The 23,405-nt window shown below is 63.6% G+C and carries 25 protein-coding genes and 1 tRNA gene; 16 read left to right on the forward strand and 10 right to left on the reverse strand.

The window, feature by feature from the left end; all coding sequences use genetic code 11:
- Positions 1-50: 50 nt before the first annotated feature.
- The 4 genes from cysK to hrcA all read right to left on the reverse strand — a co-directional run bounded on the left by cysK (position 51) and on the right by hrcA (position 3,459).
- A complete protein-coding gene (gene cysK, locus E5X88_RS26465) occupies positions 51-1,031 on the reverse strand; it encodes a cysteine synthase A (protein ID WP_292166473.1) in 981 nt (326 codons plus the stop codon).
- A gap of 207 nt (positions 1,032-1,238) precedes the next feature.
- Positions 1,239-1,856, reverse strand: a complete 618-nt coding sequence (locus E5X88_RS26470; RefSeq protein WP_292166475.1) for a LysE family translocator — start codon at positions 1,854-1,856, stop codon at positions 1,239-1,241.
- A gap of 256 nt (positions 1,857-2,112) precedes the next feature.
- Complete coding sequence (locus E5X88_RS26475) at positions 2,113-2,310, reverse strand: hypothetical protein (protein ID WP_126036330.1); 198 nt, start codon at positions 2,308-2,310, stop codon at positions 2,113-2,115.
- A 63-nt stretch (positions 2,311-2,373) separates the two neighbouring features.
- Entirely contained in the window at positions 2,374-3,459 is a 1,086-nt protein-coding gene (hrcA, locus tag E5X88_RS26480; protein WP_292166478.1) for a heat-inducible transcriptional repressor HrcA, read from the reverse strand.
- A 135-nt stretch (positions 3,460-3,594) separates the two neighbouring features.
- On the opposite strand from hrcA, the gene rph reads away from it, so the two are divergent.
- Genes rph through E5X88_RS26505 form a run of 5 tightly spaced genes read left to right on the forward strand, consistent with a single transcriptional unit; the run spans position 3,595 to position 6,884 of the window.
- Entirely contained in the window at positions 3,595-4,311 is a 717-nt protein-coding gene (rph, locus tag E5X88_RS26485; protein ID WP_145721920.1) for a ribonuclease PH, read from the forward strand.
- 13 nt (positions 4,312-4,324) lie between these two features.
- Complete coding sequence (locus E5X88_RS26490) at positions 4,325-4,735, forward strand: VOC family protein (protein WP_292166480.1); 411 nt, start codon at positions 4,325-4,327, stop codon at positions 4,733-4,735.
- Positions 4,735-5,397 (forward strand): RdgB/HAM1 family non-canonical purine NTP pyrophosphatase, encoded by a 663-nt coding sequence (gene rdgB / locus E5X88_RS26495; RefSeq protein ID WP_292166482.1) that lies wholly within the window; start codon positions 4,735-4,737, stop codon positions 5,395-5,397. The genes E5X88_RS26490 and rdgB overlap by 1 nt, the downstream gene beginning before the upstream one ends.
- Positions 5,394-6,557, forward strand: a complete 1,164-nt coding sequence (gene hemW, locus E5X88_RS26500) for a radical SAM family heme chaperone HemW (protein ID WP_292166485.1) — start codon at positions 5,394-5,396, stop codon at positions 6,555-6,557. The genes rdgB and hemW overlap by 4 nt, the downstream gene beginning before the upstream one ends.
- Positions 6,558-6,560: 3 nt before the next feature.
- On the forward strand, positions 6,561-6,884 hold the full coding sequence (locus tag E5X88_RS26505) for a low molecular weight protein tyrosine phosphatase family protein (protein ID WP_292166488.1): 324 nt from the start codon (positions 6,561-6,563) through the stop codon (positions 6,882-6,884).
- 207 nt (positions 6,885-7,091) lie between these two features.
- Here E5X88_RS26505 and E5X88_RS26510 read toward each other — a convergent pair whose 3' ends face one another.
- Both E5X88_RS26510 and E5X88_RS26515 read right to left on the reverse strand, forming a co-directional pair.
- Positions 7,092-7,280: a hypothetical protein gene (locus E5X88_RS26510; protein WP_292166490.1), complete on the reverse strand. Its 189-nt coding sequence runs from the start codon at positions 7,278-7,280 to the stop codon at positions 7,092-7,094.
- Positions 7,281-7,287: 7 nt separating this feature from the next.
- The gene (locus tag E5X88_RS26515) at positions 7,288-7,479 is read right to left on the reverse strand and encodes a hypothetical protein (protein WP_292166492.1); all 192 of its coding nucleotides are present in this window, start codon (positions 7,477-7,479) and stop codon (positions 7,288-7,290) included.
- A 173-nt stretch (positions 7,480-7,652) separates the two neighbouring features.
- Between E5X88_RS26515 and rsmI the strand changes: the two genes are divergently transcribed.
- Positions 7,653-8,600 (forward strand): 16S rRNA (cytidine(1402)-2'-O)-methyltransferase, encoded by a 948-nt coding sequence (rsmI, locus tag E5X88_RS26520; RefSeq protein ID WP_292166493.1) that lies wholly within the window; start codon positions 7,653-7,655, stop codon positions 8,598-8,600.
- Positions 8,593-8,970: a YraN family protein gene (locus E5X88_RS26525; RefSeq protein ID WP_292166494.1), complete on the forward strand. Its 378-nt coding sequence runs from the start codon at positions 8,593-8,595 to the stop codon at positions 8,968-8,970. The genes rsmI and E5X88_RS26525 overlap by 8 nt, the downstream gene beginning before the upstream one ends.
- Before the next feature lie 31 nt (positions 8,971-9,001).
- On the opposite strand, the gene E5X88_RS26530 is transcribed toward E5X88_RS26525, so the two are convergent.
- Positions 9,002-9,808: an undecaprenyl-diphosphate phosphatase gene (locus E5X88_RS26530; RefSeq protein WP_292166495.1), complete on the reverse strand. Its 807-nt coding sequence runs from the start codon at positions 9,806-9,808 to the stop codon at positions 9,002-9,004.
- 162 nt (positions 9,809-9,970) lie between these two features.
- Between E5X88_RS26530 and E5X88_RS26535 the strand changes: the two genes are divergently transcribed.
- The 9 genes from E5X88_RS26535 to E5X88_RS26575 all read left to right on the forward strand — a co-directional run bounded on the left by E5X88_RS26535 (position 9,971) and on the right by E5X88_RS26575 (position 18,687).
- On the forward strand, positions 9,971-10,663 hold the full coding sequence (locus E5X88_RS26535) for a glutathione S-transferase family protein (protein ID WP_126036306.1): 693 nt from the start codon (positions 9,971-9,973) through the stop codon (positions 10,661-10,663).
- Positions 10,644-11,804: a tRNA epoxyqueuosine(34) reductase QueG gene (gene queG / locus E5X88_RS26540; RefSeq protein ID WP_292166498.1), complete on the forward strand. Its 1,161-nt coding sequence runs from the start codon at positions 10,644-10,646 to the stop codon at positions 11,802-11,804. The genes E5X88_RS26535 and queG overlap by 20 nt, the downstream gene beginning before the upstream one ends.
- Positions 11,801-12,706: an SDR family oxidoreductase gene (locus E5X88_RS26545; RefSeq protein WP_292166500.1), complete on the forward strand. Its 906-nt coding sequence runs from the start codon at positions 11,801-11,803 to the stop codon at positions 12,704-12,706. Before queG ends, E5X88_RS26545 begins: the two co-directional genes overlap by 4 nt.
- 59 nt (positions 12,707-12,765) lie before the next feature.
- Positions 12,766-13,854, forward strand: coding sequence for a penicillin-insensitive murein endopeptidase (gene mepA / locus E5X88_RS26550; RefSeq protein ID WP_292166502.1), 1,089 nt, complete (start codon positions 12,766-12,768; stop codon positions 13,852-13,854).
- 204 nt (positions 13,855-14,058) lie between these two features.
- On the forward strand, positions 14,059-15,084 hold the full coding sequence (locus tag E5X88_RS26555; protein ID WP_292166504.1) for a glucokinase: 1,026 nt from the start codon (positions 14,059-14,061) through the stop codon (positions 15,082-15,084).
- Between the two features lie 113 nt (positions 15,085-15,197).
- A complete protein-coding gene (locus E5X88_RS26560; protein ID WP_292166505.1) occupies positions 15,198-17,051 on the forward strand; it encodes an ABC transporter ATP-binding protein in 1,854 nt (617 codons plus the stop codon).
- Positions 17,048-17,875 (forward strand): 4-hydroxy-tetrahydrodipicolinate reductase, encoded by an 828-nt coding sequence (dapB, locus tag E5X88_RS26565; protein WP_292166507.1) that lies wholly within the window; start codon positions 17,048-17,050, stop codon positions 17,873-17,875. Before E5X88_RS26560 ends, dapB begins: the two co-directional genes overlap by 4 nt.
- Before the next feature lie 32 nt (positions 17,876-17,907).
- Complete coding sequence (locus E5X88_RS26570) at positions 17,908-18,528, forward strand: 2,3-bisphosphoglycerate-dependent phosphoglycerate mutase (protein ID WP_292166509.1); 621 nt, start codon at positions 17,908-17,910, stop codon at positions 18,526-18,528.
- Between the two features lie 74 nt (positions 18,529-18,602).
- A tRNA-Leu gene (locus E5X88_RS26575) sits at positions 18,603-18,687 on the forward strand.
- Between the two features lie 70 nt (positions 18,688-18,757).
- Here the strand turns inward: E5X88_RS26575 and E5X88_RS26580 are convergent.
- The 3 genes from E5X88_RS26580 to E5X88_RS26590 are packed head-to-tail and all read right to left on the reverse strand — an operon-like array spanning position 18,758 to position 23,052.
- Entirely contained in the window at positions 18,758-19,936 is a 1,179-nt protein-coding gene (locus E5X88_RS26580) for an HlyD family efflux transporter periplasmic adaptor subunit (RefSeq protein ID WP_292166601.1), read from the reverse strand.
- A 39-nt stretch (positions 19,937-19,975) separates the two neighbouring features.
- Complete coding sequence (locus tag E5X88_RS26585) at positions 19,976-22,339, reverse strand: FtsX-like permease family protein (protein WP_292166602.1); 2,364 nt, start codon at positions 22,337-22,339, stop codon at positions 19,976-19,978.
- Positions 22,340-22,344: 5 nt separating this feature from the next.
- The gene (locus E5X88_RS26590) at positions 22,345-23,052 is read right to left on the reverse strand and encodes an ABC transporter ATP-binding protein (RefSeq protein ID WP_292166511.1); all 708 of its coding nucleotides are present in this window, start codon (positions 23,050-23,052) and stop codon (positions 22,345-22,347) included.
- Positions 23,053-23,405: the final 353 nt, after the last annotated feature.

A 23,405-nucleotide genomic window follows, 5' to 3' on the forward strand; every position in this document is an offset into this window, starting at 1 on the left:
TCAGCGGCTTCGTTCAATCCCCCAAAGATTCAATTAATCACTGAAACGCTCTAAGCCCCCAGCCCTTCGAACAGGATCGTCGACAGATAGCGCTCGGCGAAGGATGGGATGACGACAACGAGGTTCTTGCCCTTGTTCTCCGGCCGTGAGCCGACGACGATCGCCGCCTGCAGGGCGGCACCCGACGAGATGCCGACCGGCACGCCTTCGAGGCGGGCGACGAGCCGCGCATTGGCGACCGAATCCTCGTTGGAGACCTTGACGATCTCGTCATAGATCGTCGTGTCGAGGATTTTTGGCGCGAAACCGGCGCCAATGCCCTGGATCTTGTGCGGCCCGGGCTGGCCGCCCGACAGCACCGGCGAAGCTTCCGGCTCGACGGCGACGACATGCACGGAGGGCTTGCGCTGCTTCAGCACCTGGCCGACGCCGGTGATGGTGCCACCGGTGCCGATGCCGGCGACGAAGATGTCGACTTCGCCATGGGTGTCGTTCCAGATCTCCTCAGCCGTGGTGCGGCGGTGGATTTCCGGGTTGGCCGGATTCTCGAACTGCTGCGGTATGACGGCGTCGGGCAGCGTCGCGGCCAGTTCGTCTGCCTTGGCGATGGCGCCCTTCATGCCCTTCGGCCCTTCGGTCAGCACCAGCTCGGCGCCGAGCAGAGCCAGCATTTTCCTGCGTTCAACCGACATGGTTTCCGGCATGGTCAGGATCAGCTTGTAGCCCTTGGCGGCGGCGGCGAAGGCGAGCGCGATGCCGGTATTGCCCGAGGTCGGCTCGATCAGCGTGGTCCTGCCGGGTGCAATCCTGCCCGATGCCTCCAGCGCCTCGATCATCGAGACGCCGATGCGATCCTTGACCGAGGCGATCGGGTTGAAGAATTCGAGCTTGGCCAGCAGATTGGCAACGACGCCCTTTTCCCTGGCGAATTTGTCGAGCCGCACCAGCGGCGTGTCGCCGATCGTCTCGGTGATCGAATTGTAGATTCGGCCGCGGCCGGGCGTGTGCGCGGTGGTGACGGGCTTGTTCATTGGTTTCGCTCCCCAGAGTGAGATGGGCCAGAGTCAGATAGGCCAAGCAGTCAGGCGAAGTCAGGCGGCATAAGATAGGGCCGTCCGCTGCGCAAGATAGTCTGTCGGTTGAAAATATCCGAGTGGGGCGCATGCTGAAAACAGCTTCGCCCCGGAAAAGCATTTCAGGCAGTGGCCTGTTTTAGGAATGGCTTGGCCGCGAAATGCCTATTGCCGGGCGGCGATCGCAGCCGCCGCTCCGACCATGAAACCGGCGGCGGTGCGGCTCAGCGCCCTCAGCGCGCGCGGCGACTTCAGGAACCCGCGCGCCTTGGCCGCCAGCGCCAGATAGGGCACCAGCACCAGCAGGAGCACGACCACCGTCAGCGCGACGAGGATGCCGTAGTCGACGAGCGTGATGGTCTTCAGATCGACGATGGTCGGCGTGACGGCAAGATAGAAGATCATGGTCTTCGGATTGCCGAGCGTGACGGCGAGGCCGGCAGCAAAGCTCGACACCAGCCCGCCCCTGCCTTTCTTCGCCTCGACCGTTTCGGGCGTGATGCCGCTGGTCCAGAAACGCCAGCCGAGGAAGGCAAGATAGGCGACGCCCAGCCATTTAATCACCAGGAAGACCATGCCGAAGGTCTGCGCGACGAAAGCGAGGCCGAGCACCACGGCGGTGAGATAGGTGAGATCGCCGAGCATCAGCCCGAAGGACATGGCGAGTGCCGAGCAAAAGCCGGACCCGAGCGCACGCGCAACAAGCGCGGTGAGCCCCGGCCCGGGGATGGCGGCGGCGATGCCGAGAGCGGCGCTGTAGGCAAGGAATCCGGTGAGGGTCATGGTTTTCGGCCTTGGAGCATGACCCCGAAAAATCGGAATCGACTTTTAAGACTGCGCCTTGTCGCACGGGGGCGGGCAGGCGTGTACCCCCTGAGGCCGGATTCGATTGCACCAGCGCCGCGGGCCGGGCGAACCCGCCGGTCAGCACGGGCTGCCGCCGTAGGTAACGCGCCGGATGGGACCGTCCTCGGTGACGATCAACGCGCCGTCCTTGGCCACCGCAGATTTGAAGGGGATCTCGTCTCCGTTTCGAAGCTCAGTTCCCGGCCGCGTAAAAATCGTCGTCGAGGCGCTTTTCCAATTCGACGAGATCGGCCGGCAGCGGCAGGCCCATGGCGCGCATTTCCCTCAGCTTCTCGCGCAGCTGTTCCTGCACTTCATGCTGATCCTCGGGCTGGTTGATCATCTGCTCGAGCAACAGGCTGATCTGAGCCTTGAATGATTCCAGCGCCATTTTTTTCTCCTTGATTGCGCATGTCGTTATTCCAAAACTGCTGCCCAGTTTGGGTGGCATGCGTTACCGCAGCATGCGGGAAATAAGCTGCGCGGTATAGTCGACCATCGGCACGATGCGAGCGTAGTTCAGCCGGGTCGGGCCGATGACGCCGAGTGCGCCGACGACGCGAGCATCCTTGTCGCGATAGGGCGCCACGACCAGCGACGAGCCCGACAGCGAGAACAGCTTGTTTTCCGAGCCGATGAAGATGCGCACGCCAGGCCCTTCCTCGGCAAGGTCGAGAAGCTGGATCAGCCCGTCCTGCGTCTCCAGATCCTCGAACAAATGCCGCAACAGCTCGATGTCGGCCTGGGCGGTGACATTTTCCAGCAGATTGGCGCGGCCGCGCACGATGAGACGCGCCGGCAAGCCGCTTTCGGCGCCCGCCCAGACCGCGAGGCCCTTCTCAACCAGTTCCTGCGACAGCGTGTCGAGGGCTGCCCTGGTCTCTTCCTTGATGCGGGCGATCTCGATCCGCGCCTCGGCCAGCGTGCGGCCGCGGATGTGGGCGTTGAGGAAGTTCGAGGCTTCGTGCAATTGCGAGACGGTGACGCCGGCGGGCAGATCGATGACGCGATTTTCGACGTCGCCGTTCTGCGACACTAACACGGCCAGCGCCTTGGTCGGCTCGAGCTGGATGAATTCGATGTGCTTGAGCGCCACCTCGTTCTTGGCGGCGAGCACGAGGCCGGCACCACGCGACATGCCGGACAGCATCTGGCTGGCTTCGGTGAGCATGTGCTCCAGCGTCGCGCCCGAGCCGGAGGCGCGCACCTGCGCCTCGATGATGCGGCGCTCGTCGTCGGAGAGGTCGCCAAGCTCCATGAATGCATCGACGAAGAAGCGCAGGCCAGCCTGGGTCGGCAGCCTGCCGGCCGAGATATGCGGCGCATAGATCAGGCCCAGATGCTCGAGATCGCTCATCACATTGCGGATGGTGGCCGGCGACAGCGACGACGGCAGAATGCGCGACAGGCTGCGTGAGCCGACTGGCTCGCCGTCCTTCAGATAGGAATCGACGATGCGCCGAAAGATGTCGCGCGAACGCATGTCGAGCGACTGTAGCGCGGACGACTGCGAACTGGGATCAGCGACTGCTTTGGTCATGCTGGCCAAAAACCTCCGGTCCAAAGATATAGACTTCGGCCGCGCCCACGCAACCGGCCATTTTCCTTTGCGCCATGCGCCCCATACAGCTACAAGCCGGCCACGATTCCGAAAAAAGACAGGAAAGAAGCCTGAATGCGCCCTTCCAAACGCCAATTCGACGAAATGCGCGCCATCTCCTTCGAGCGTGGCGTCTCCAAGCACGCAGAAGGCTCATGCTTGGTGAAGTTCGGCGACACGCATGTGCTGTGCACGGCCAGCCTCGAAGAGAAAGTGCCGGGCTGGATGCGCAATTCCGGCAAGGGCTGGGTGACGGCGGAATACGGCATGTTGCCGCGCTCGACCGGCGAGCGCATGCGCCGCGAGGCTTCGGCCGGCAAGCAAGGCGGCCGAACGCTTGAAATCCAGCGGCTGATCGGCCGCTCCCTGCGCGCCGTGGTCGATCTGCAGGCGCTCGGCGAGCAGCAGATCACCGTCGACTGCGACGTGATCCAGGCCGATGGCGGCACGCGCACCGCCTCAATCACCGGCGGCTGGGTGGCGCTTTACGACTGCCTGCGCTGGATGGAAGCCAGGCAGATGGCCAGCGTTGCCAAGGTGTTGAAGGACCACGTCGCGGCTATTTCCTGCGGCATCCATGACGGCCAGCCGGTCATCGACCTCGACTATCTCGAGGATTCCTCGGCCGGCACCGACGCCAATTTCGTCATGACTGGCAAGGGCGGCATCGTCGAGATCCAAGGCACGGCCGAGGGCGAGCCTTTCTCGGAGGAGCAGTTCACGGCGCTGATGGAATTGGCCAAGAAGGGCATCCAGCGACTGGTCAGCCTGCAGCAGATGGCTGTAGGTTAGCCTGCGGTTTGCCATGACACCCTCAGCCATCCTCGAATCAGCCCTTTACGTGACCGACCTCGATGCCGCGCAAGACTTCTATTCCGGCGTGCTCGGGCTCGATCTGCTGGGCAAGGTCGAGGGCAGGCATCTTTTCTTCCGCTGCGGAGACGGCGTGCTGCTCATCTTCAACGCCGAGGCGACCAAGGTGCCGCCGGCTCCCGACGCCAGGCTGAAAGTGCCGCCGCACGGCACTGTCGGCGACGGCCATCTGTGCTTTGCGACAAGCGCGGACGAGATCGTGCGCTGGAAAGCGCATCTGGAAGCGAAGAAAATCGCCATCGAAAGCGAGTTCGAATGGCCGCAGGGCGGCCGCTCGATCTATATTCGCGACCCCTCCGGCAATTCGATCGAATTCGCCGAGCCAAGAATCTGGGGCATCTGATGCATTCGCTTGATGGGCACAGAATTGTCGTCGCCAGCCACAATGCCGGCAAATTGCGCGAATTCGCCGATCTGATGGCGCCATTCGGCATAGAAGCGAAGTCGGCCAGCGAATACGGCCTGCCTGAACCGGACGAGACCGGCACCACCTTCGAGGAGAACGCCCATATCAAGGCTTTTGCCGCCGCCAAGGCGACAGGCCTGCCTGCGTTGTCGGATGATTCCGGCCTGTGTGTCGATGCGCTGGGCGGAGCGCCCGGCGTCTACACCGCCAACTGGGCCGAGGCGCCGGACGGCTCCCGTGACTTCGGCATGGCGATGCAGCGGGCGGAAGTGGCGTTGCAGGACGTCGGCGCAGTCGCGCCTGCCCAGCGCAAGGGCCGCTTCGTCGCCGTCATCTGCCTGGCCTTTCCCGACGGCGCGGCCGAATATTTTCGCGGCGAGGTCGAGGGCACGCTGGTGTGGCCGCCGCGCGGCGAACTCGGCTTCGGCTATGACCCGGTGTTCGTGCCGGACGGTTTCGAAAAGACCTTCGGCGAGATGACCGCAGAGGAAAAACATGGCTGGAAGCCCGGCCAGCCGACGGCATTGTCGCACCGCGCCCGCGCCTTCCAGAAATTCGCGCAGGCCAGACTGGATTTGGCACGATCGGGCTCGGCATGACCATGCTGCTCGACCGCAGCCCCGGCTTCGGCGTCTATATCCACTGGCCGTTCTGCGCGGCCAAATGCCCCTATTGCGACTTCAACAGCCATGTCCGCCACCAGCCGGTCGACCAGGAACGCTTTGCGCGCGCCTTCGAGACCGAGCTTGCGACAATGCGCGACCGCACCGGGCCGCGCCAGGTGACCAGCATTTTTCTCGGCGGCGGCACACCGTCGCTGATGAAGCCGGAAACCGTGGCGACAGTGCTGGACGCGGTGGCGAAGAACTGGACGGTGCCTGCCGGCATCGAGGTGACGCTGGAAGCCAACCCCTCCTCGGTCGAGGCCGAGCGCTTTCGCGGCTACCGGGCGGCGGGTGTCAACCGCGTATCGCTCGGCGTGCAGGCGCTGAATGACAAAGATCTGCGCTTCCTCGGCCGGCTGCACAATGTCGATGAAGCGCTGCATGCAATTGGCCTGGCGCGTGAGATCTTCCCGCGGCTGTCCTTCGACCTGATCTACGCGCGGCCCGGCCAGACACCGGAAGCATGGCAGGCGGAGCTCGAGCAAGCGATCGGCCACGCCGCCGATCATCTGTCGCTCTACCAACTGACCATCGAGGAAGGAACGCCGTTTCACGCGCTGCATGCGGCAAAGAAGTTCGCCATTCCAGACAACGACCATGCCGCCGATCTCTATGCGTTGACGCAGGAGATCACCGCCGCGCATCGGCTTCCGGCCTACGAGATTTCCAACCACGCCAGGCCCGGGGCGGAAAGCCGGCACAACCTCACCTATTGGCGTTATGGCGAATATGTCGGCGTCGGTCCCGGCGCGCATGGCCGTTTCGTCGAAAACGGCCGCCGCACAGTGACGATCGCGGAGAGAATGCCGGAAACCTGGGCCAATCTGGTCGAGGCCAAGGGCCACGGCATCACCGGCGGCGAGACCCTGACGCGCTCGGAAGAGGCCGATGAGTTCCTCTTGATGGGGTTGAGGCTGGCCGAGGGCATCGATCTTTCGCGCTACGAAGCGTTTTCCGGGCGCGGCCTGTCGACCGCGCGGCTCTCGATGCTGCAGGGCGAGGGACTGGTGGCGCCGATCGGCAATGCTCGCCTGCGCGCCACGCCGGCCGGCATGATCGTGCTTGATGCGGTGGTGGCGGATTTGGCGCGGTAGGCGGTGAAGTACGTCCTCTTCGTCTGCAGCCAGAACCGCTTGCGGAGCCCTACGGCCGAGCAGGTATTTTCCGGCCGCAGGGACATCGAAGCCGCATCGGCCGGCACCAATCATGATGCCGACAATCCACTGACGCATGAACTCGTAGCCTGGGCCGACATCATCTTCGTGATGGAGAAGGCGCACCGCGCCAAGCTGCAGAAGGCATTCAAAGCTAGCCTGAAGAAAGCTCGCGTGATCTGCCTCGATATTCCGGACAATTATGAATTCATGGACCCGGAGCTGGTTCAGCTTCTGGAAGCACGTGTTTCGAAGTATCTGGGTTGAATGATGTGGCCAAGCGTCGCAACCGCGCCTTCGTCATCCTCGGCCTGATCCGGGAATCCTGCGACCCCTGCCAAGGAATGCTGCATAGAATTCTGAGCCGTCGAAAAGCTTTGATGTCACGGCATAGGTCCCTTGGGCCTGCGCCGCGTCGCTTCGCCCCCCAGGACGAAGGGAGAACCGTCTCGCCAATCGCGTAGGTTGCAGCATCTAAGCGTCGTGCTTGTGGCGGCGCTTGGCGTGGTCTTTCTCGGCGGGCGCCTCACCGGAGCGAGCCGTCTTGGCGTCGCTCTTGTCGCGGCGGACGCGGTGCTGATCGCTAATTGGGTGTGATGGTACGCCATTGCGGGCGCTTTTTGTTTCGAGGCGGGTGATGAAAATGTCGAAGCGATTGGGCATCGTCCGGTCAGTGCTCCATCGTGGTGCCGGTCGAGGGCTTGATTTCCAGGTTGGTTGCTTTTGAAGGACGACGCCTTCGCGGCTTTTTAGCCGAGCCAGCGTCGGCTTTGGCAGGCAGGCTCCTGTCCTTTCGCGCGGCAAAGCGCTTGCGCCCTGCATAGTAGGGTTCGAAAACGTCCTGTATCTTGAGGCTGTCCATCCTGTTCCTCCCGAGATCAGGCATAAATCCGCCGGACACGGTTTCGTTCCGTACTATGGCGAAGGCATGGCGACCGCTTCACTTCGGCATGGGGTTTTGCAACTCGGTGTGAGCCGTGCCAAACAGGGCCGAATGCATTGAAGCGTCAGAGGACGCTCTGACGGGGAACACCGGTGACCGGCGAGTTGGCGAAACGCAGCTATGTGATCGGCCAGACCGAGATATCGGCGCGGCCGCTCGCGCCGGCGCTCTACCTGGTGGCGACGCCGATCGGCAATCTCGCCGACATCACATTACGCGCGCTGGAAACGCTCGCCGCCGCCGACATCGTCGCCTGCGAGGACACGCGTGTCAGCCGTGTGCTGCTCGACCGCTACGGCATCCGCCGCCGCACGTCGGCCTATCACGAGCACAATGCCGGCGAGGCCGGACCGAAGCTGATCGCGGCCTTGATGGCCGGGCAGAGCGTGGCGCTGATCTCGGACGCCGGCACGCCGCTGATCTCCGATCCCGGCTACCGGCTGGTCGGCGAGGCGCTCGACCAGGGCATTCGCGTCGTGCCGATCCCCGGCCCGTCGGCCGCACTTGCGGCGCTGACGGCGTCCGGCCTGCCCTCCGACGCCTTCCTGTTCGCCGGTTTCCTGCCGGTGAAGACCGGACAGCGGCTGACGCGGCTGGAAGCGCTGAAAGCCGTGCCGGCAACGCTGATCTTCTTCGAATCGCCGCGGCGGCTGGCCGAGACGCTTGGCGCCATGGTCGAGGCAATGGGGGGCGCGCGCAAGGCGGCGATCGGCCGCGAGCTGACCAAGACCTTCGAGGAAATGCGGACCGGCACCTTGCAGTCGCTCGCCGAACACTATGAGGCGGCCGACACGCCGAAGGGCGAAATCGTCATCTGCGTCGGCCCGTCGGAAGCAACGGCCGACGAACCAGCCGATATCGACCGGCTTCTGCTTTCGCTTGCCGCCGAGATGCCGGCCTCCAAGGCGGCGGCGGAAGCCGCCAAGATGACCGGCGGCCAGAAGCAGGCGCTTTACCGACGATTGCTCGAACTCAAGGATAGTGGGAAGAAACGGGATGCCGGGAAGGATGGCGACACCGGAAAAGACGGCGATGGCTGAGCGCCCGGTGGCCAGCCGCCAGCAGGCCTATCGGCGCGGCCACAGCAGCGAGTGGCTGGCGGCTGCTGCATTAATGGTGAAAGGCTACCGAATCCTGGCGCGCCGTCACCGCACGCGGTTCGGCGAGATCGACCTGATCGCACGGCGTGGCGACCTGGTGCTGATCGTCGAGGTGAAGGCGCGCCGCACGCTGATGGAAGCCATGGAGGCTGTTCGCTACGAATCGGAGCGCCGCATCGAAAGCGCCGCCGATCTCTGGCTTTCGCGCCAGTCCGACTATGGAAGATTGTCGGTGCGCTTCGACATGGTCGCGGTGTTGCCCTGGCGCTGGCCGGTGCATGTCGAGAATGTTTTCTACGGGCGAAACTGAACCGCAACCTAGCAGTCAGACCTGCACCGCCTCACCCCCAGATTAAGAGCGCCGCCAGCCCGACGGTGCCGATGACCAGCCGCCACCAGCCGAACAGCGAATAGCCGTGGCGCGAGACGTAGTTGAGCAGAAAGCGCACGACGATAAGCGCCGCGACGAAGGCCGCGATGAAACCGGCGGCGATGACCGGCAGATCGGCGCTGGTCAGCACATTGCGGTTCTTGAAGAGGTCGAAGGCGAAGGCGCCGACCATCGTCGGCATGGCGAGGAAGAAGGAGAATTCCGCAGCCGCCCGTTTGTCGACGCCCAGAAGCAGCGCGCCGACGATGGTCGAGCCGGAGCGCGACGTGCCGGGGATCAGCGAAAGGCACTGGAACAGTCCGATCTGCAGATAGAGCCTCAGCGGAAACCGCTCGACGTCGTGGTAGAGCGGCTTCGGCTTGAGGCGATCCACCCACAGCAGAACCACGCCGCCGATGATCAGCATGATGCAGACCAGCCTCGGTGATTCAAACAGCACCGTCTTGATGAAGCCATGCGCCAACGCGCCGATGACGGCCGCCGGCAGAAAGGCGATGAGGATGCCGAGGACAAAATGCTGCGTCCCCCGATCACGCGGCAGATCGATCAGCATCTGCCACAGACGATGGAAATAGACGCTGAGGATCGCCAGTATGGCGCCGAGCTGGATCAAGATCTCGAAGGCCTTGCCGGTCGAGTGGAAGCCGAGAAAATGGCCGGCAAGCAGGATATGGCCGGTCGACGAGACCGGAATGAATTCGGTCAGGCCCTCGATCATGCCGAGCAGCAGCGCTTCGACGATGGTCTGGCTTTCCATGGCAACCTCGGCGTTCGAGTGGGGGCTTGAAGAACGGCTTGCTTGTCATGGCGCGGAACTCCTCCTATAGGTCGCAACACCCTGACGGCCCGATGAATCGGGGCGGTCAAGACTTACCGGCGCAGCCGGCGATTTGCCAGTGCGCTCTATTATCGCGGGACCATGCTGACGCTTTTCCACCACCCGATGTTCGCCTCCTGCCGGTTCGTGCGCCTCGCTTTCGGCGAATATGGCGAGGAGCTGGCGCTGATCGAGGAAAAGCCGTGGATGCGGCGCAAGGAGTTCCTGGCACTGAACCCGGCCGGCACGCTGCCGATCCTGCTTGCCGAGGGGGACGTACCGATCGTCGGCGCCATGGTCATCGCCGAATATCTCGACGAGACGCGCGGCGTGCTCAAGCGCGACAAGCGGCTGTTCGCCGAGGACCCGATGGGGCGCGCCGAAATCCGCCGGCTGACCGACTGGTATCTCAACAAGGCTGATAGCGAGGTGACACGGCACCTCGTGCGCGAGCGCGTGCTGAAGCCGGTCATGCCGGAAACAGCGGGCGGCGGTTCGCCCGATTCGGCGGCGATCCGCGCCGCGCGCGCCAATATCCGCCAGCACATGAAATACACCAACTGGCTGGCTGGCACACGCCATTGGCTGGCCGGCAACAAGGTCACCTATGCCGACCTCGCTGCTGCGGCTGCGCTGTCGGTGCTCGACTATCTCGGCGAGATCGACTGGCGCGAACACGCTGCCGCGCGCGAATGGTATGCACGGGTGAAATCACGGCCATCGTTCCGGCCGCTTTTGTCCGATCGGGTGCGTGGCCTGTCGCCGGTGTCACATTATGCGGACCTCGATTTCTAGAGCGGAAAACCTGCGCGCGCTGATCGACCGCGAGGCGCAGCGTGCCGGTTTCGATGCCGTTGCCGTCACCACGCCCGATGCCATCCCGCAGGCGCCGGCCCGGCTTGCCGAGTTCGTCGCCGACGGCTTCCATGGCTCGATGGGCTGGATCGCCGAGACGCTCGAACGGCGGGGTGAGCCGACGGCACTTTGGCCTGAGGTTCGCTCCGTCATCGTGCTAGCCATGAACTACGGCCCCGACCACGACCCGAGCGCCGTGCTGGCAAAGCGCGACCGCGGCGCGATTTCCGTCTACGCGCAGAACCGCGATTACCACGACGTGATGAAAGGCCGGCTGAAAGAGATCGCCGGCAAGATCGTGGCCCGCTCGGGAAGCGACGTAAAGGTGTTCGTCGACACCGCCCCGGTGATGGAAAAGCCGCTGGCTGAAGCCGCCGGCCTCGGCTGGCAAGGCAAGCACACCAATCTGGTCAGCCGCGAGCACGGCTCCTGGCTGTTCCTCGGCACCATTTTCACGACGGCCGAGCTTGCACCCGATACGCCCGAGGACGACCATTGCGGCTCGTGCCGCGCCTGTCTCGACGTTTGCCCGACCGACGCCTTTCCCGCTCCCTACCGGCTCGATGCGCGGCGCTGCATCTCCTATCTCACCATTGAGAACAAGGGACCGATCCCGCATGAGTTCCGGGAAAAGATCGGCAACCGCATCTATGGCTGCGACGACTGCCTCGCCGCCTGCCCGTGGAACAAGTTTGCCCGGGCTGCGTCCGAGGTGAAACTTGCCGCGCGCGACGATTTGCGCGAACCGCCGCTCGCCGATCTCTTGGTGCTCGACGACGCTGCTTTCCGGTCCTTCTTTAGCGGTTCGCCGATCAAGCGCATCGGCCGCGACCGCTTTGTCCGCAATGTGTTGATCGCCGCCGGCAATTCCGGCGATTCTTCGCTCGGCAACGCCGTGCGCGCTCTGCTCAGCGATGCCTCGCCCTTGGTGCGCGGGGCTGCGGTATGGGCGCTGTCACGGCTTGTGCCGGCTTCGGAATTTGCCAAACGTGCCACCGCCGCGGTCAAAGCGGAAAGCGACGAGGCCGTGCAACGCGAATGGCGCCTGGCGCTGGCAAATCAAATCGAGGCGCATGCATGAGCGAGAAGCAGATCTTCATTTTCGGCGCCGGCTATTCAGGCAAGGCGTTTGCCCGCGCCAACAAGGATGCCGGCACGATCCTTGGCACGACGCGCGCCCCGGAGAAATTCGAAGCGCTGCGGCAAGCCGGAATCCAGCCGCTGCTTTTCGATGGCGTGCTGACGCCCGAAATCGGCGGCGCGCTCGAAAAAACGACCCATCTCGTTGTCTCGATCGCCCCGGACGAGGCCGGCGATCCAGTGCTGAATGCGGCGCGTGGAACGATCGCGGCGAAGATGCCCGCGCTCGAATGGATCGCCTACCTGTCCACTGTCGGCGTCTATGGCGACCATGGCGGCGGCTGGGTGGACGAGACCGCGGAGTGCCAACCGGTGTCGAAGCGCTCGATGATGCGTGTCGCCGCCGAGCAGGACTGGCTGAAACTGGGTCGAGACATCGGCCGGCCGGTGGCGATCCTGCGTCTCTCAGGCATTTACGGGCCGGGCCGCAATGCCCTGGTCAATCTGGAAAACGGCACCGCCCGGCGGCTGGTCAAGCCGGGCCAGGTGTTCAACCGCATCCATTGCGACGACATTGCCGGGGCGCTCTGGCATCTGGTCGGAGTCAATCGCGGCGGCATCTTCAACGTCACCGACGATCTGCCGGCGCCGCCGCAGGACGTCGTCACCTATGCCGCAGGATTGATGAGGGTCACACCGCCGCCCGAAATTCCGTTCGAGACCGCCCAACTTTCGCCCATGGCGCGGTCCTTCTATGGCGAGAACAAGCGTGTCGCCAATGCGGCGATCAAGGCGACCGGCTATCGCTTTCGCTTTCCCGATTACCGGTCGGCCTTCGACCAAATGTGGGCTGACGGCAACTGGCGCGACGGCGAGCCGCGCAGCCCGATGGAGCGGTCGTGATCGAAACATCGCGCCGGGCGTGATATGATTCGACTTAATTCGCAGAGGGGTTCTGCTTCATGAAGACATCGATGCGGTCCTTGTCCGGTAAAACACTGCTGCTGACGGGGCTCGCCGTCCTTGCCCTGGTGGGGCTTGGAGCGCGACCAGCAGCGGCCGAACCCCTGGCGAAAGACCTCTTCGGCGCAAAAAAGCTGCCGGCCATGGCTGCGCCGCAATCCATCGGCTTTTATTCCAAGGGCTGCTTTGCCGGCGGCGTCGCTATTCCCTTGGACGGCCCGAAATGGGAGGTGATGCGGCCTTCGCGCAACCGCCGCTGGGGCCATCCGACGATGATCGCGCTGATCGAGAAATTGTCGCGCGACGCCGCGGCCGATGGCTGGCCCGGCCTGTTGGTTGGTGACATTTCGCAGCCGCGCGGCGGGCCGATGCTGACCGGCCATGCCTCACACCAGATCGGCCTCGACGCCGACATCTGGCTGACGCCGATGCCCGACCGCAAGCTTTCGATCGACCAGCGCGAGAACATGAGCGCCACCCTGCTTGTCGACGAAAAGACCCATTTGGTGAAGGATGCGCTCTGGGTACCGGCACATATGCGACTCCTGAGGCGGGCGGCAAGTTACCCCGAGGTCGAGCGCATCCTGGTCAATCCCGGCATCAAGAAGAAGCTCTGCGACACGGTGAAAGGCGACCGCGCATGGTTGCGCAAGGTCAGGCCGTTCTGGGGCCACGACTATCACTTCCACATCCGCATCGGCTGTCAGCCCGGCTCGCCCAACTGCAAGCGACAGGAAACCACGGCGCCCGGCGAGGGCTGCGACAAATCGCTGGCCTGGTGGTTCACCGAGGAACCATGGCGCCCCAACAAGAACCCGGACAGGCCGAAAGCGCGCGACGTGATGACGATGGCGAGCCTGCCTGCGGCATGCCAGGCGGTGCTCGACGGGCCAGACCCGACTTCGGCGGAAGCGGTCACCTATTATGGCGAGGGCGTGCCGGTCGCGGCTGCACCCGTTCTCGAGACGGCTCCGTCGCCGGCGCGGGCATCCGTAAGCGGCGCGGTAACGCTTCCGGCCTCTGTCAACGCCTTCGCGGCAACGCCCGAGATCGGCATTCCGCTGCCACGGCCGCGACCGGGGGACTGACGCGATTTTTGGGGCGTTGCGCTGCCCCTCACCCTGCAGGTGGAATCTGATCGTCCTGCCGGGCTGGGTTTGGACCAATCTGGCCTCATCTTGCTCTTGATCCGTGGATCGCCTCATTTTGAAAACCGATTTCCCTTTCCCAGGTCATGCGCTAGTCAACGAAAGAACGGCGGAACGCCACTGGGAACCGGGACGGATGAGAGCATGCCAAGCGTAAGCGACGATGACACTGTGTTGCGGTTTCCGATCCTGATCGGCGACATTGGCGGCACCAATGCGCGCTTCTCGATCGTGCTCGACGCAAGTTCCGAGGCCGGCGAGCCAACCATCGTCCAGACAGCCAATTTCAACACTATCGACGAGGCAATCCAGGCAGCGGTGCTCGACCACTCATTGGTACGGCCCAACTCCGCCGTGCTGGCAGTGGCCGGCCCAGTCGACAGCGACGAGATCCCGCTGACCAACTGCCCATGGATCGTCAAGCCGAGAAAGATGTTTGCCAGCCTTGGCCTCAGCGACGTCGTGGTCCTCAATGATTTCGAGGCGCAGGCGCTGGCCGTCGTGGCGCTCGGCGAAGAACATATGGAAAAGATCGGCGGCGATGCGCCGGAGCCCAATGCGGGGCGGGTGGTGCTCGGTCCCGGAACCGGGCTTGGCGTCGCCGGCCTGGTCTACGCTCTGGACCACTGGATACCGGTGCCCGGCGAGGGAGGGCACATGGACATCGGGCCGCGCTCACCGCGCGATTTCCAGGTCTTTCCGCATATCGAGAAGCTCGAGAGCAGAATTTCCGGCGAACAGATCCTGTCCGGGCGCGGCCTGGTCAATACCTACCGGGCAGTGGCCAGGGCGGACGGCAAGCCGGCGCCCTTCACCACGCCGGCTGAGATCACGGCCGCGGCACTGGCGAAGTCAGATCCGGTAGCCGAGGAAGCGCTGTCGATGTTCGTCACCTGCCTCGGGCGCACCGCCGGCGACCTCGCCCTGGTGTTCATGAGCCGCGGCGGCGTCTTCCTGACCGGCGGCATCGCGCAGAAAATCCTGCCGGCGCTGAAAGCGGGCAATTTCCGCGCTGCCTTCGAGGACAAGGCCCCGCACAGCGAGTTGATGCGCACCATGCCCGTCTATGTGATCACCCATCCGCTGGCGGCGCTGTCCGGCCTTGCGGCCTATGCCAGAAACCCTTCGCTGTTCGGCGTCCAGACGGCGGGGCGGCGCTGGCGGGCCTGATCCCATGAAGTTTTGCCGGCCTCGGCCATAGGCAAGCCGCCACCGGAGCGCTAAGAGGATTGCCTAATTAGCCTGGCGGCGAAGCCGAACCGACATCACGGAACGATCCAGACTTGAACCAGTCGCCCAACCACCAAGCCAAAGCCCGGCCCGGCGAGATCGTGGCGGTAGTCCGCCGCATCGTCGCCGAGAACAGCCGCGACTATCGCTGGTATTATGTTCTGGCCGTCCTGTGCCTGGTGACGGTTGCGGCCACGACCGCCTTCACCGCCTGGATCATGAAGGATGTCGTCGACCAGATCTTCTACGAGCAGCGCGGCGATCTCATTGCGCTGATCTGTGTATCTATACTGGGTGCCTTCATGCTGCGCGGGCTGGCCACCTACGGCCAAGCGGTGACGCTGGCCAGGATCGGCAACAATCTGGTGGCGCGCTACCAGCGCCGCATCTTCGCTCATCTGATGAAGCTCGGCGTCGGTTTCTTCAACGACACGCGCTCGGGGCGGCTGGCGGCTCAAATCAACGAGAACGTCAACGGCATTCGCGACCTGCTCTCGATGACGCTGACATCCTTGGCACGCGATACCGTATCGCTGGCCGCGCTGATCGGCGTCATGATCTGGCAGGACCCGGTGCTCTCCTTGATGTCGCTGCTGATCGGACCGCCGCTGATCTACACGGTCGTCTATCTGACCCGCAGAATAAGGCGCGCCACGCGCGAAGCGGTGCAGATCAACTCGCGGCTGATCGGCGCCATGCAGGAAGCAACGCAAGGCGTCGCCATCGTCAAGGCCTTCACGCTGGAGGATGAGCTGTCGCGCCGCATCAGCGATCTTGTCGCCGGCGCCGAGCAGCGGGCAAACCGCATCGCCCGCGTGTCGGAACGACTGACGCCGATCTCCGAAATGTTGGCCGGCTTCGCCGTCGCCGGGGTCATCGCCTATTCCGGCTACCGGGCAGCCGTCGGCGGCCAGCCGCCTGGTGCCGTCTTTGCCTTTATCACCGCACTGCTGCTCGCCTACGATCCGGCCCGGCGGCTGGCGCGCATGCAGGTCGGCATGGAACGGGCGCTGGTCAATGCACGCATGATCTACGAGCTGCTCGACCTCGAGCCGCAGCAAGGCGACGCGTCCGGAGCGGCCGAAGCGAAGATTACCAGGGGCGAGGTGCGCTTCAACAATGTGTCTTTCGGCTATGTCGCCAACGCGCCGGTCCTGCAGGATCTCAGTTTCGTTGCCGCCGCCGGCAAGATGACGGCCATCGTCGGCGCCTCTGGCGCCGGCAAGTCGACGCTGGTGGCGCTGCTGCAGCGTTTCCATGATGTCGAGGCGGGCAGCATCGAGGTCGACGGCCAGGACATTTCGAAGGTCACCAAGCGGTCGCTGCGCAGTTCGATCGCCTATGTCTCGCAGCAGCCCTATCTGTTCGAAGGCACCATCCGCGACAACATCCGCTACGGGCGACTGAGCGCCAGCGACGCCGAGATCGAACTGGCCGCGCAGCAGGCCGAGGCCGACAGCTTCATCCGCCAGCAGCCGCAAGGCTATGACACCCCTGTCGGCGAAGGCGGCGTGACGCTGTCGGGCGGCCAGCGCCAGCGCGTATCGATCGCCCGCGCCATCGTTCGGCAGGCGCCGATCCTGCTGCTCGACGAGGCGACCTCGGCGCTCGACAACGAGGCGGAAGCGCGTGTCCAGCAAGCGCTGACCCGTGTGATGGAGGGGCGCACGACCATCGTCATCGCGCACCGACTGTCGACGGTAGTCAATGCCGACCACATCGTTGTGCTGGAACAGGGCCGGCTTGTCGAACAAGGCACGCATGCCTCGCTGATGGCCGACCCGCACAGCGTCTATGCCCGTTTCCATCGGGTGCAGGGCAACAAGGGGCTGGGACTTGTCGACGACGGCAAGCCAATCCAAACTCCGGTGCGGCGCGCAAAAAAAGCGATCGGGAGAACGTTATGAACGGCACGCCCACAAAAGATATGGGCCTGGTGGTGGTGGGTGCGGCCGGCCGCATGGGCCAGGCGCTGATCCGCGCCATCCACACGATACCGGGCGCACGCGTCGCCGGCGCGGTCGAGCGGGCCGGTTCGCCCCATCTCGGCAAGGACGCCGGCGAGCTTGCCGGCATCGGCAATATCGACGTGACGATCGGCGACGATCCGCTGCCGGCTTTCGCCAAGGCCGACGGCGTGCTTGATTTCACGAGCCCGGCAGCGACAGTCGAATTCGCCGGCTATGCCGCGCAGGCGCGCATCGTCCACGTCATCGGCACCACCGGCTGCTCGACGGACGACAATGCGAAGATCCTGGCTGCGGCGCGCCACGCGACGGTGGTCAAGTCAGGCAATATGAGCCTCGGCGTCAATCTGCTAGCGGTGCTGGTGGAACAGGCGGCGCGCGCGCTCGATGCCGACGATTTCGACATCGAAATCCTGGAAATGCATCACCGGCACAAGGTCGACGCACCGTCGGGGACGGCACTGCTGCTCGGCGAAGCCGCCGCCACCGGGCGCGGCATCGATCTTGACGGGAACAGCGTGCGGGTGCGCGACGGCCACACCGGCGTGCGAAAAACCGGCTCGATCGGTTTCGCCACGCTGCGGGGCGGCTCGGTGGTCGGTGACCACAGTGTGGTGCTGGCCGGCACCGGTGAGCGCATCACGCTCGCCCATCATGCCGAGGACCGGGCGATCTTCGCCCGCGGCGCGGTCAAGGCCGCACTGTGGGCGCGCGGCAAGAAGCCGGGGCTGTATTCGATGCGGGACGTGCTCGGATTGAACTGAGGCGGTCCTATCCACAAGCTGAAGGAGCAAAAATGTCGGGAACTCTCGTGCTCGTACGCCATGGCCAGAGCGAATGGAACCTGAAGAACCTTTTCACCGGCTGGCGCGACGTCGACCTGACCGAGCTGGGCCACGCCGAGGCCAAGGAGGCGGGCGCGAAGCTAAAGGCGCGCGGCATGAAATTCGACATCGCCTTCACTTCGGCGCTGATCCGGGCACAGAAGACCTGCCAGCACATTCTCGACGCGGTCGGGCAAAGCGATCTGGAGACCATCCGCAACCAGGCGCTGAACGAGCGCGACTATGGCGACCTCTCCGGCCTCAACAAGGACGATGCGCGCAAGAAATGGGGCGAGGAGCAGGTGCATATCTGGCGCCGTTCCTACGATGTTTCGCCGCCCGGCGGCGAAAGCCTGAAGGACACCGGAGCGCGCGTCTGGCCCTATTATCTGCACGACCTGCAGCCGCATGTGCTGCGCGGTGGCACCGTGCTGGTGGCGGCGCACGGCAATTCGCTACGCGCGCTGATCATGGCGCTGGACGGCAAATCGGGCGAGGAGATCGTCAAGCTGGAACTCGGCACCGGCGTGCCGGTTATCTACAAGCTCAATGCCGATTCGACCGTGGCTTCCAAGGAAGTGCTGGAGGACTGAGCCGGCGGCGGATCGCGGCTTTCAAAAAAGCGCGTTGACACCCACCGTTTGCCCGCTTACATGAGCCCGCACCAGCCCAGATGGCGGAATTGGTAGACGCGCACGGTTCAGGTCCGTGTTCCGCAAGGAGTGGAGGTTCGAGTCCTCTTCTGGGCACCAAATTGCTGTTTCGGACCACCCGACATGGTTCAGCAGCCTCAAGGAAAGCCCGGTTCGCCGGGCTTTTTTGTTATCGTACCTCGCGCTGGGCTACGGTCACGCCGTCCGTGACCCTGTCACTCGGGTGCAGCACCACGCGATCGCCTGCGGCAAGGCCTAACAGAACCTCCGCTGCCCGGTTGTTTCGCTGACCGACCTTTACGATCGTTGCCCGTGCACGGCCATCCCTGACTGCGAAGACAGCCCAGTCATCGCTCTTTCGAAACAGAGCCGCCACCGGCACCGTCAGCACGTCTTCCGCATTCCAGATCGTGACATGCACGATCACACGATAATCGTGACCGAGCGACGGCCAAGCTTCGGGAGGATCGACGAAATCGATGATCGTGCGGACCCTTTGTTCCTCGATACCGAGTGCAGAGATCTTGACGAACCCCGCCGGGTCCACCCGTGTCACCTGGCCACGGATGGGTGATCCGCCCCAGCCATCGATCCGGACAGGTGCGCCGGGCTTGATCCGGACAGCGTCGGTCGACAAAAGCTCGGCGACGATCTCGAGGTCGCGCGGATCGCCGATCTCGATCAACGGGGCACCTGCTTGCACCACGCCTTCGCTCTCCTGAATGATCTTCAGGATGCTGCCGCTCATTGGGGCGCGTAGCTGGATGCAGCAGGCAGGATTCGATTGCGGGATGGCGCCCGACGGTTCGCTGAGTCGGGCCGCGACGCTCGAGCGCTCATTGCGCCGCACCTCGACCTGCGCCTTGGCGCTTGCCAACGCAGCTTCATTGGTTTCGACGTCGAATCTCGCCTTGTCCAAACCTTTGACCGAGATCGCCTCGGTGCGGGCGAGCGCCTCTGCCCGCTGAAGCTCCGTGCGCGAAAATTTGAGCGCCGCCTCGATCCGGCGAACTTCGGCTTCCGAAAGTGTCATTGCCGCTTCGGTTGCCGCCAGCGCAGCCAGTAGCTCCTCGTGCGTGCGGGCATCGTGGAAGCTCGGTACGGTCGGCTGCATCACCGCCACCGTCTCGTCCACAGTAACCTGATCCCCGACATGGCGAGGCGGGGAGATTCGCAGGACTTTTCCAGCAATTGGCGCGGACACCGTATAGAGGTGGCGGACGCGCGTCTTGGCCTCGTCGTCGATCGTGACCTCCATGGGACCTTCCGTCACCGTCGCCAGATCCACTACGATCGGCCGTGGCCATGCGAACCAGACCGCAGCGGCTGCCAAAACACCCAAGGCCATGGCGCCCACGGTTCGCTTCATCCAGATCGTGCGCATGGTTCAATCTCGCGTCTTGAGAACGGTGACAAGGTCGAGTTGGTTGATCCGCCGGCGTACGACGAGCGCGGAGAACAGTGCCGCAGCAATCACCATCGCGCTGGCAAGTACATAGGTAGAATGTTCCACAACCAAGCGAGACCGCATCAACTCGCCAGCCATTTTTGTTTGCAATGTCCAGGCGAGGCCGTAGCCGATGACCCACCCCGGCGGCTGCGCAAGCAACGTCAACACGGCCAGTTCGAGGAGCAGAATTCGCAACACTTCTCCCCGGGTGAAGCCGAGGACACGCAGGCTGGCCAGCTCGCGCGCGCGTTCGGAAAGCGAGATTCTTGCGCTGTTGTAGACGACACCGAAGGCGATAACGGCCGCGAGCCCAATGTAAATGTTTGCCATCGTGGTCACCAACACGGCCAATGCATCGCGGAAGTTAGCAAGCGATACGCGTTGCAGGGCCACGCCGCTGACCGTCGGCATGCTCTTGATAGCGTCGTAAAATCGGTCACGCTCGTTCGCATCGAGGCTTACGCTCACGCTATTGACGGCCGGCGCCTCCCGCATCAAGCGAGCCAGGGCATCGAAATGCATCATTCCCTGAATGCCGAAATAATCCTCGACCAACGCGGTCACGGGAAGAGAGACGGTCCGTCGCTGCCCTTCCAGCAAATCGATTTCGACGAAATCGCCGACCTGTGTCCCGAGAATCTGCGCGAGCCAACTCGAAAGTGCCAGACCCGCTCCCGGCAGCTCGACGGGATGCAGGTCAGTGTCGATGATCCTGTTGAGGTCGGCATCGGGCGGTCTTCCGCTGATCATGATCCGACGCTCGATGTTTCCATTCCGTATGCGAACGGGAACCTCCCGAAAAGGCTCCGCCGCAAGAATACCGGGCAGCCGCGCAATTTGATTGACTGCTTTCAGCGGACGCCGTTCGACAAAACTCACAGTGGCATCCTGGCGGTCGGACATGAAATACGTCACGTCGATCAACGCCTCCATCGTGCCGTTGAGGAAAAGCGAGGCGATCAGGATTCCTGTCGCCAGCGACATGCCCGCTATCGTAAACAGGGCCCTGATCGGATGGCCGCTGATGTTGCGCACCATCATCACAGCCGGTTGTGAAAGGACGTTGCGGACAGCAAAGGTCGCAGGCAGCAGGCGGCGGAAGCGGGGCGGGGCGGGCGGCTGCATCGCAACGGCGGGCGGCAACCTCATGATATCGCGCAACGCACGCACCGCGCCGACGATCGCAGCAGCAAGGCTCAGCGCCGCAGCCGCGACGTAGACATCCGGGCTTTGGACGAAAACGAGGAATGGGAACCGATAAAAGTCGCCATACATCTCTGTTACGAAAGTGCCCAGCCACGTTCCAGCCGCACTGCCGATGACGACGCCGATCGTGACAATCACGATGATGAATTTGATGTAATGCCAGGCGACGGCGGCGTTCCGATAGCCAAGCGCCTTCAGCAGACCGATTTGTTCGCGTTCGAGCGCGACGATCCGGCTAAGCGTCACGTTGATCAGGAACGCTGCCACCAAAAGAAAGATCGGCGGCAGCGTGCGGCTCATATTCCTGAGCATATCGAGCCCGTGTTCCAGAAAGGCGTGTGAGGTCTGATCCTTGCGCCCATATGCTGCTTGTCCGCCGTAGCGGTCGAGCAACGCGTCGAGGCGCTTGATGACCTCGCCTTCCGAGGCGTCCCGCATCAGCTTGAGAGTGACCGAGGAAAACGCGCCGTCCAGGTCATAGACGCTGGCGAGAGCCTTTTCAGACATCCAGACGATGGCAAAGCGACGTTCGTCCGGCATGCGGTCGCCCGGCCCTATGGCGTAGATGAATTCCGGCGAGAGCGCGATACCCACGACGACGAGGTCGCGCTTGCGGCCGTTGAGAATGGCAGCGAAGTGGGACCCCGGCTTGAATGCATGTGCCTTGGCAAAGCCCTCGGTGACGACAACCTCATCGCCTCGCCCAGGCTCGGGCATCCGGCCCAACCTTATGTACAGCCGATTAAGCGCGGGCTGACCGTCCTCACGCAACGAAATGAATTGCCCCGTTGCAGGCTCGCGAAACTGGGGAATATCGAGCAGGGCCAATTTGGCAATGCGCCCTTGCACGGCGGCAACCCCGGGGATTTCGGCAATTTGAGTGAGCAGCGTCTTCGGCGCACGCCTGACCAACGCAAAGATATCGGCGAATTGGTGCCTCTCGTAATATGCAATTCGGGTTTCCTCCAGAGACCGCAAGGAGCCGACAGCAAGAACCACTGTGGACACTCCGCCGGCAATGACGAGAGCGATCGCAAGCGCCTGGGCCCACAGCCGTACAAGATCGCGAAAGAGCTTGATATCCAGCGCGCGCATCAGGATCACCAGACGAGCTCGGCGGCAGCCCGGCGCGCCTCGTTCCTGTGAATTCTCGAGATTTGACCGTCGGCGAAGAACAGCACGCGGTCGGCGACGTCCTGGATGCTGGCGTTGTGCGTTATGATGAGGACCGTGGTGCCGAGCTGCGCATTGATGCCCAGCAGTGCCTCGATGACCCGAATGCCTGTCTTCGAATCCAGGGCGCCCGTCGGCTCATCGCAGAGCAGCACCTCCGGCCGTTTGGCGATCGCCCGGGCAATGGCCACGCGTTGCTGTTCGCCGCCCGAGAGCTGTGCCGGGAAGTGGTGCATCCGCGGCTTGAGCCCGACGAGCGCGAGGGCTTCGTCGGGACGCATCGGGTGATCGGAAATCTCCGTAACCAGAGCGACATTTTCATAAGCCGTCAGGCTGGGGATCAGATTGTAGAACTGGAAAACGAACCCGACGTGCTGGCGGCGATAGGCCGTAAGGCCTCGATCATCGAGGTTGGTCAACTCCTGACCCTTGAAGAACAACTGACCGCTTGTGGCATGGTCGAGCCCGCCCATGATGTTGAGGAGGGTCGACTTGCCGCTGCCTGACGGGCCGAGCAGAACGACCACTTCTCCAGCGAAGATTTCCAGGTCCAGCGCGCGCAAGGCAAGCACCTGCGTCTCGCCCGAGGTGTAAGTTTTGGTCAGCGCTCTGGCGCTGAAGACGAGGTCAGCCATGGCCTTTGGAGATCGCATGTTCGAGGCATCTGCCGCGCCGGCTCCAGAATAGATCCGCGAGCTGGGCTGGGAAAAAGCGGCTTGGCCAGCTCAACCCCTCGTATCTCCGCACCACAGTCATCCCTGCAGATGAGAGCCACATTGACGTAAATCAAAACGGGGAGTCTGAAGGCCATCAGGCGTTCTGATGCGGCCCCCCTACAGTTCCTAAGGCGTGTGTCGGCGGACATTTTGAAAGTTGGGCGCGGCGGCCGCGTTGTGAGCATCTTCCCAGACGGAGTGTCATCGAGTAGCGTGCAGGGTCGGCACGTGACGGCGCTTTCTTTGGCGAATGCACTGCCGCACCTTCAGCA

It is taken from the genome of Mesorhizobium sp. (genome assembly GCF_004962245.1).
Taxonomy (GTDB): Bacteria; Pseudomonadota; Alphaproteobacteria; order Rhizobiales; family Rhizobiaceae; genus Mesorhizobium.

Excerpts from the sequence above, each read along its gene's own strand:
- E5X88_RS26585 (WP_292166602.1), bottom strand. The coding sequence starts at position 22,339 with ATGCGCGCGCTGGATATCAAGCTCTTTCGCGATCTTGTACGGCTGTGG.
- cysK (WP_292166473.1), bottom strand. The coding sequence starts at position 1,031 with ATGAACAAGCCCGTCACCACCGCGCACACGCCCGGCCGCGGCCGAATC.
- E5X88_RS26490 (WP_292166480.1), top strand. The coding sequence starts at position 4,325 with ATGACACCCTCAGCCATCCTCGAATCAGCCCTTTACGTGACCGACCTC.
- E5X88_RS26555 (WP_292166504.1), top strand. The coding sequence starts at position 14,059 with ATGCCAAGCGTAAGCGACGATGACACTGTGTTGCGGTTTCCGATCCTG.
- E5X88_RS26590 (WP_292166511.1), bottom strand. The coding sequence starts at position 23,052 with ATGGCTGACCTCGTCTTCAGCGCCAGAGCGCTGACCAAAACTTACACC.
- E5X88_RS26535 (WP_126036306.1), top strand. The coding sequence starts at position 9,971 with ATGCTGACGCTTTTCCACCACCCGATGTTCGCCTCCTGCCGGTTCGTG.
- rph (WP_145721920.1), top strand. The coding sequence starts at position 3,595 with ATGCGCCCTTCCAAACGCCAATTCGACGAAATGCGCGCCATCTCCTTC.
- E5X88_RS26515 (WP_292166492.1), bottom strand. The coding sequence starts at position 7,479 with ATGGACAGCCTCAAGATACAGGACGTTTTCGAACCCTACTATGCAGGG.
- dapB (WP_292166507.1), top strand. The coding sequence starts at position 17,048 with ATGAACGGCACGCCCACAAAAGATATGGGCCTGGTGGTGGTGGGTGCG.
- queG (WP_292166498.1), top strand. The coding sequence starts at position 10,644 with ATGCGGACCTCGATTTCTAGAGCGGAAAACCTGCGCGCGCTGATCGAC.
- hrcA (WP_292166478.1), bottom strand. The coding sequence starts at position 3,459 with ATGACCAAAGCAGTCGCTGATCCCAGTTCGCAGTCGTCCGCGCTACAG.
- rdgB (WP_292166482.1), top strand. The coding sequence starts at position 4,735 with ATGCATTCGCTTGATGGGCACAGAATTGTCGTCGCCAGCCACAATGCC.
- E5X88_RS26580 (WP_292166601.1), bottom strand. The coding sequence starts at position 19,936 with ATGGCCTTGGGTGTTTTGGCAGCCGCTGCGGTCTGGTTCGCATGGCCA.
- E5X88_RS26510 (WP_292166490.1), bottom strand. The coding sequence starts at position 7,280 with ATGCCCAATCGCTTCGACATTTTCATCACCCGCCTCGAAACAAAAAGC.
- E5X88_RS26475 (WP_126036330.1), bottom strand. The coding sequence starts at position 2,310 with ATGGCGCTGGAATCATTCAAGGCTCAGATCAGCCTGTTGCTCGAGCAG.
- hemW (WP_292166485.1), top strand. The coding sequence starts at position 5,394 with ATGACCATGCTGCTCGACCGCAGCCCCGGCTTCGGCGTCTATATCCAC.
- E5X88_RS26545 (WP_292166500.1), top strand. The coding sequence starts at position 11,801 with ATGAGCGAGAAGCAGATCTTCATTTTCGGCGCCGGCTATTCAGGCAAG.
- E5X88_RS26525 (WP_292166494.1), top strand. The coding sequence starts at position 8,593 with ATGGCTGAGCGCCCGGTGGCCAGCCGCCAGCAGGCCTATCGGCGCGGC.
- E5X88_RS26570 (WP_292166509.1), top strand. The coding sequence starts at position 17,908 with ATGTCGGGAACTCTCGTGCTCGTACGCCATGGCCAGAGCGAATGGAAC.
- mepA (WP_292166502.1), top strand. The coding sequence starts at position 12,766 with ATGAAGACATCGATGCGGTCCTTGTCCGGTAAAACACTGCTGCTGACG.
- E5X88_RS26530 (WP_292166495.1), bottom strand. The coding sequence starts at position 9,808 with ATGGAAAGCCAGACCATCGTCGAAGCGCTGCTGCTCGGCATGATCGAG.
- E5X88_RS26470 (WP_292166475.1), bottom strand. The coding sequence starts at position 1,856 with ATGACCCTCACCGGATTCCTTGCCTACAGCGCCGCTCTCGGCATCGCC.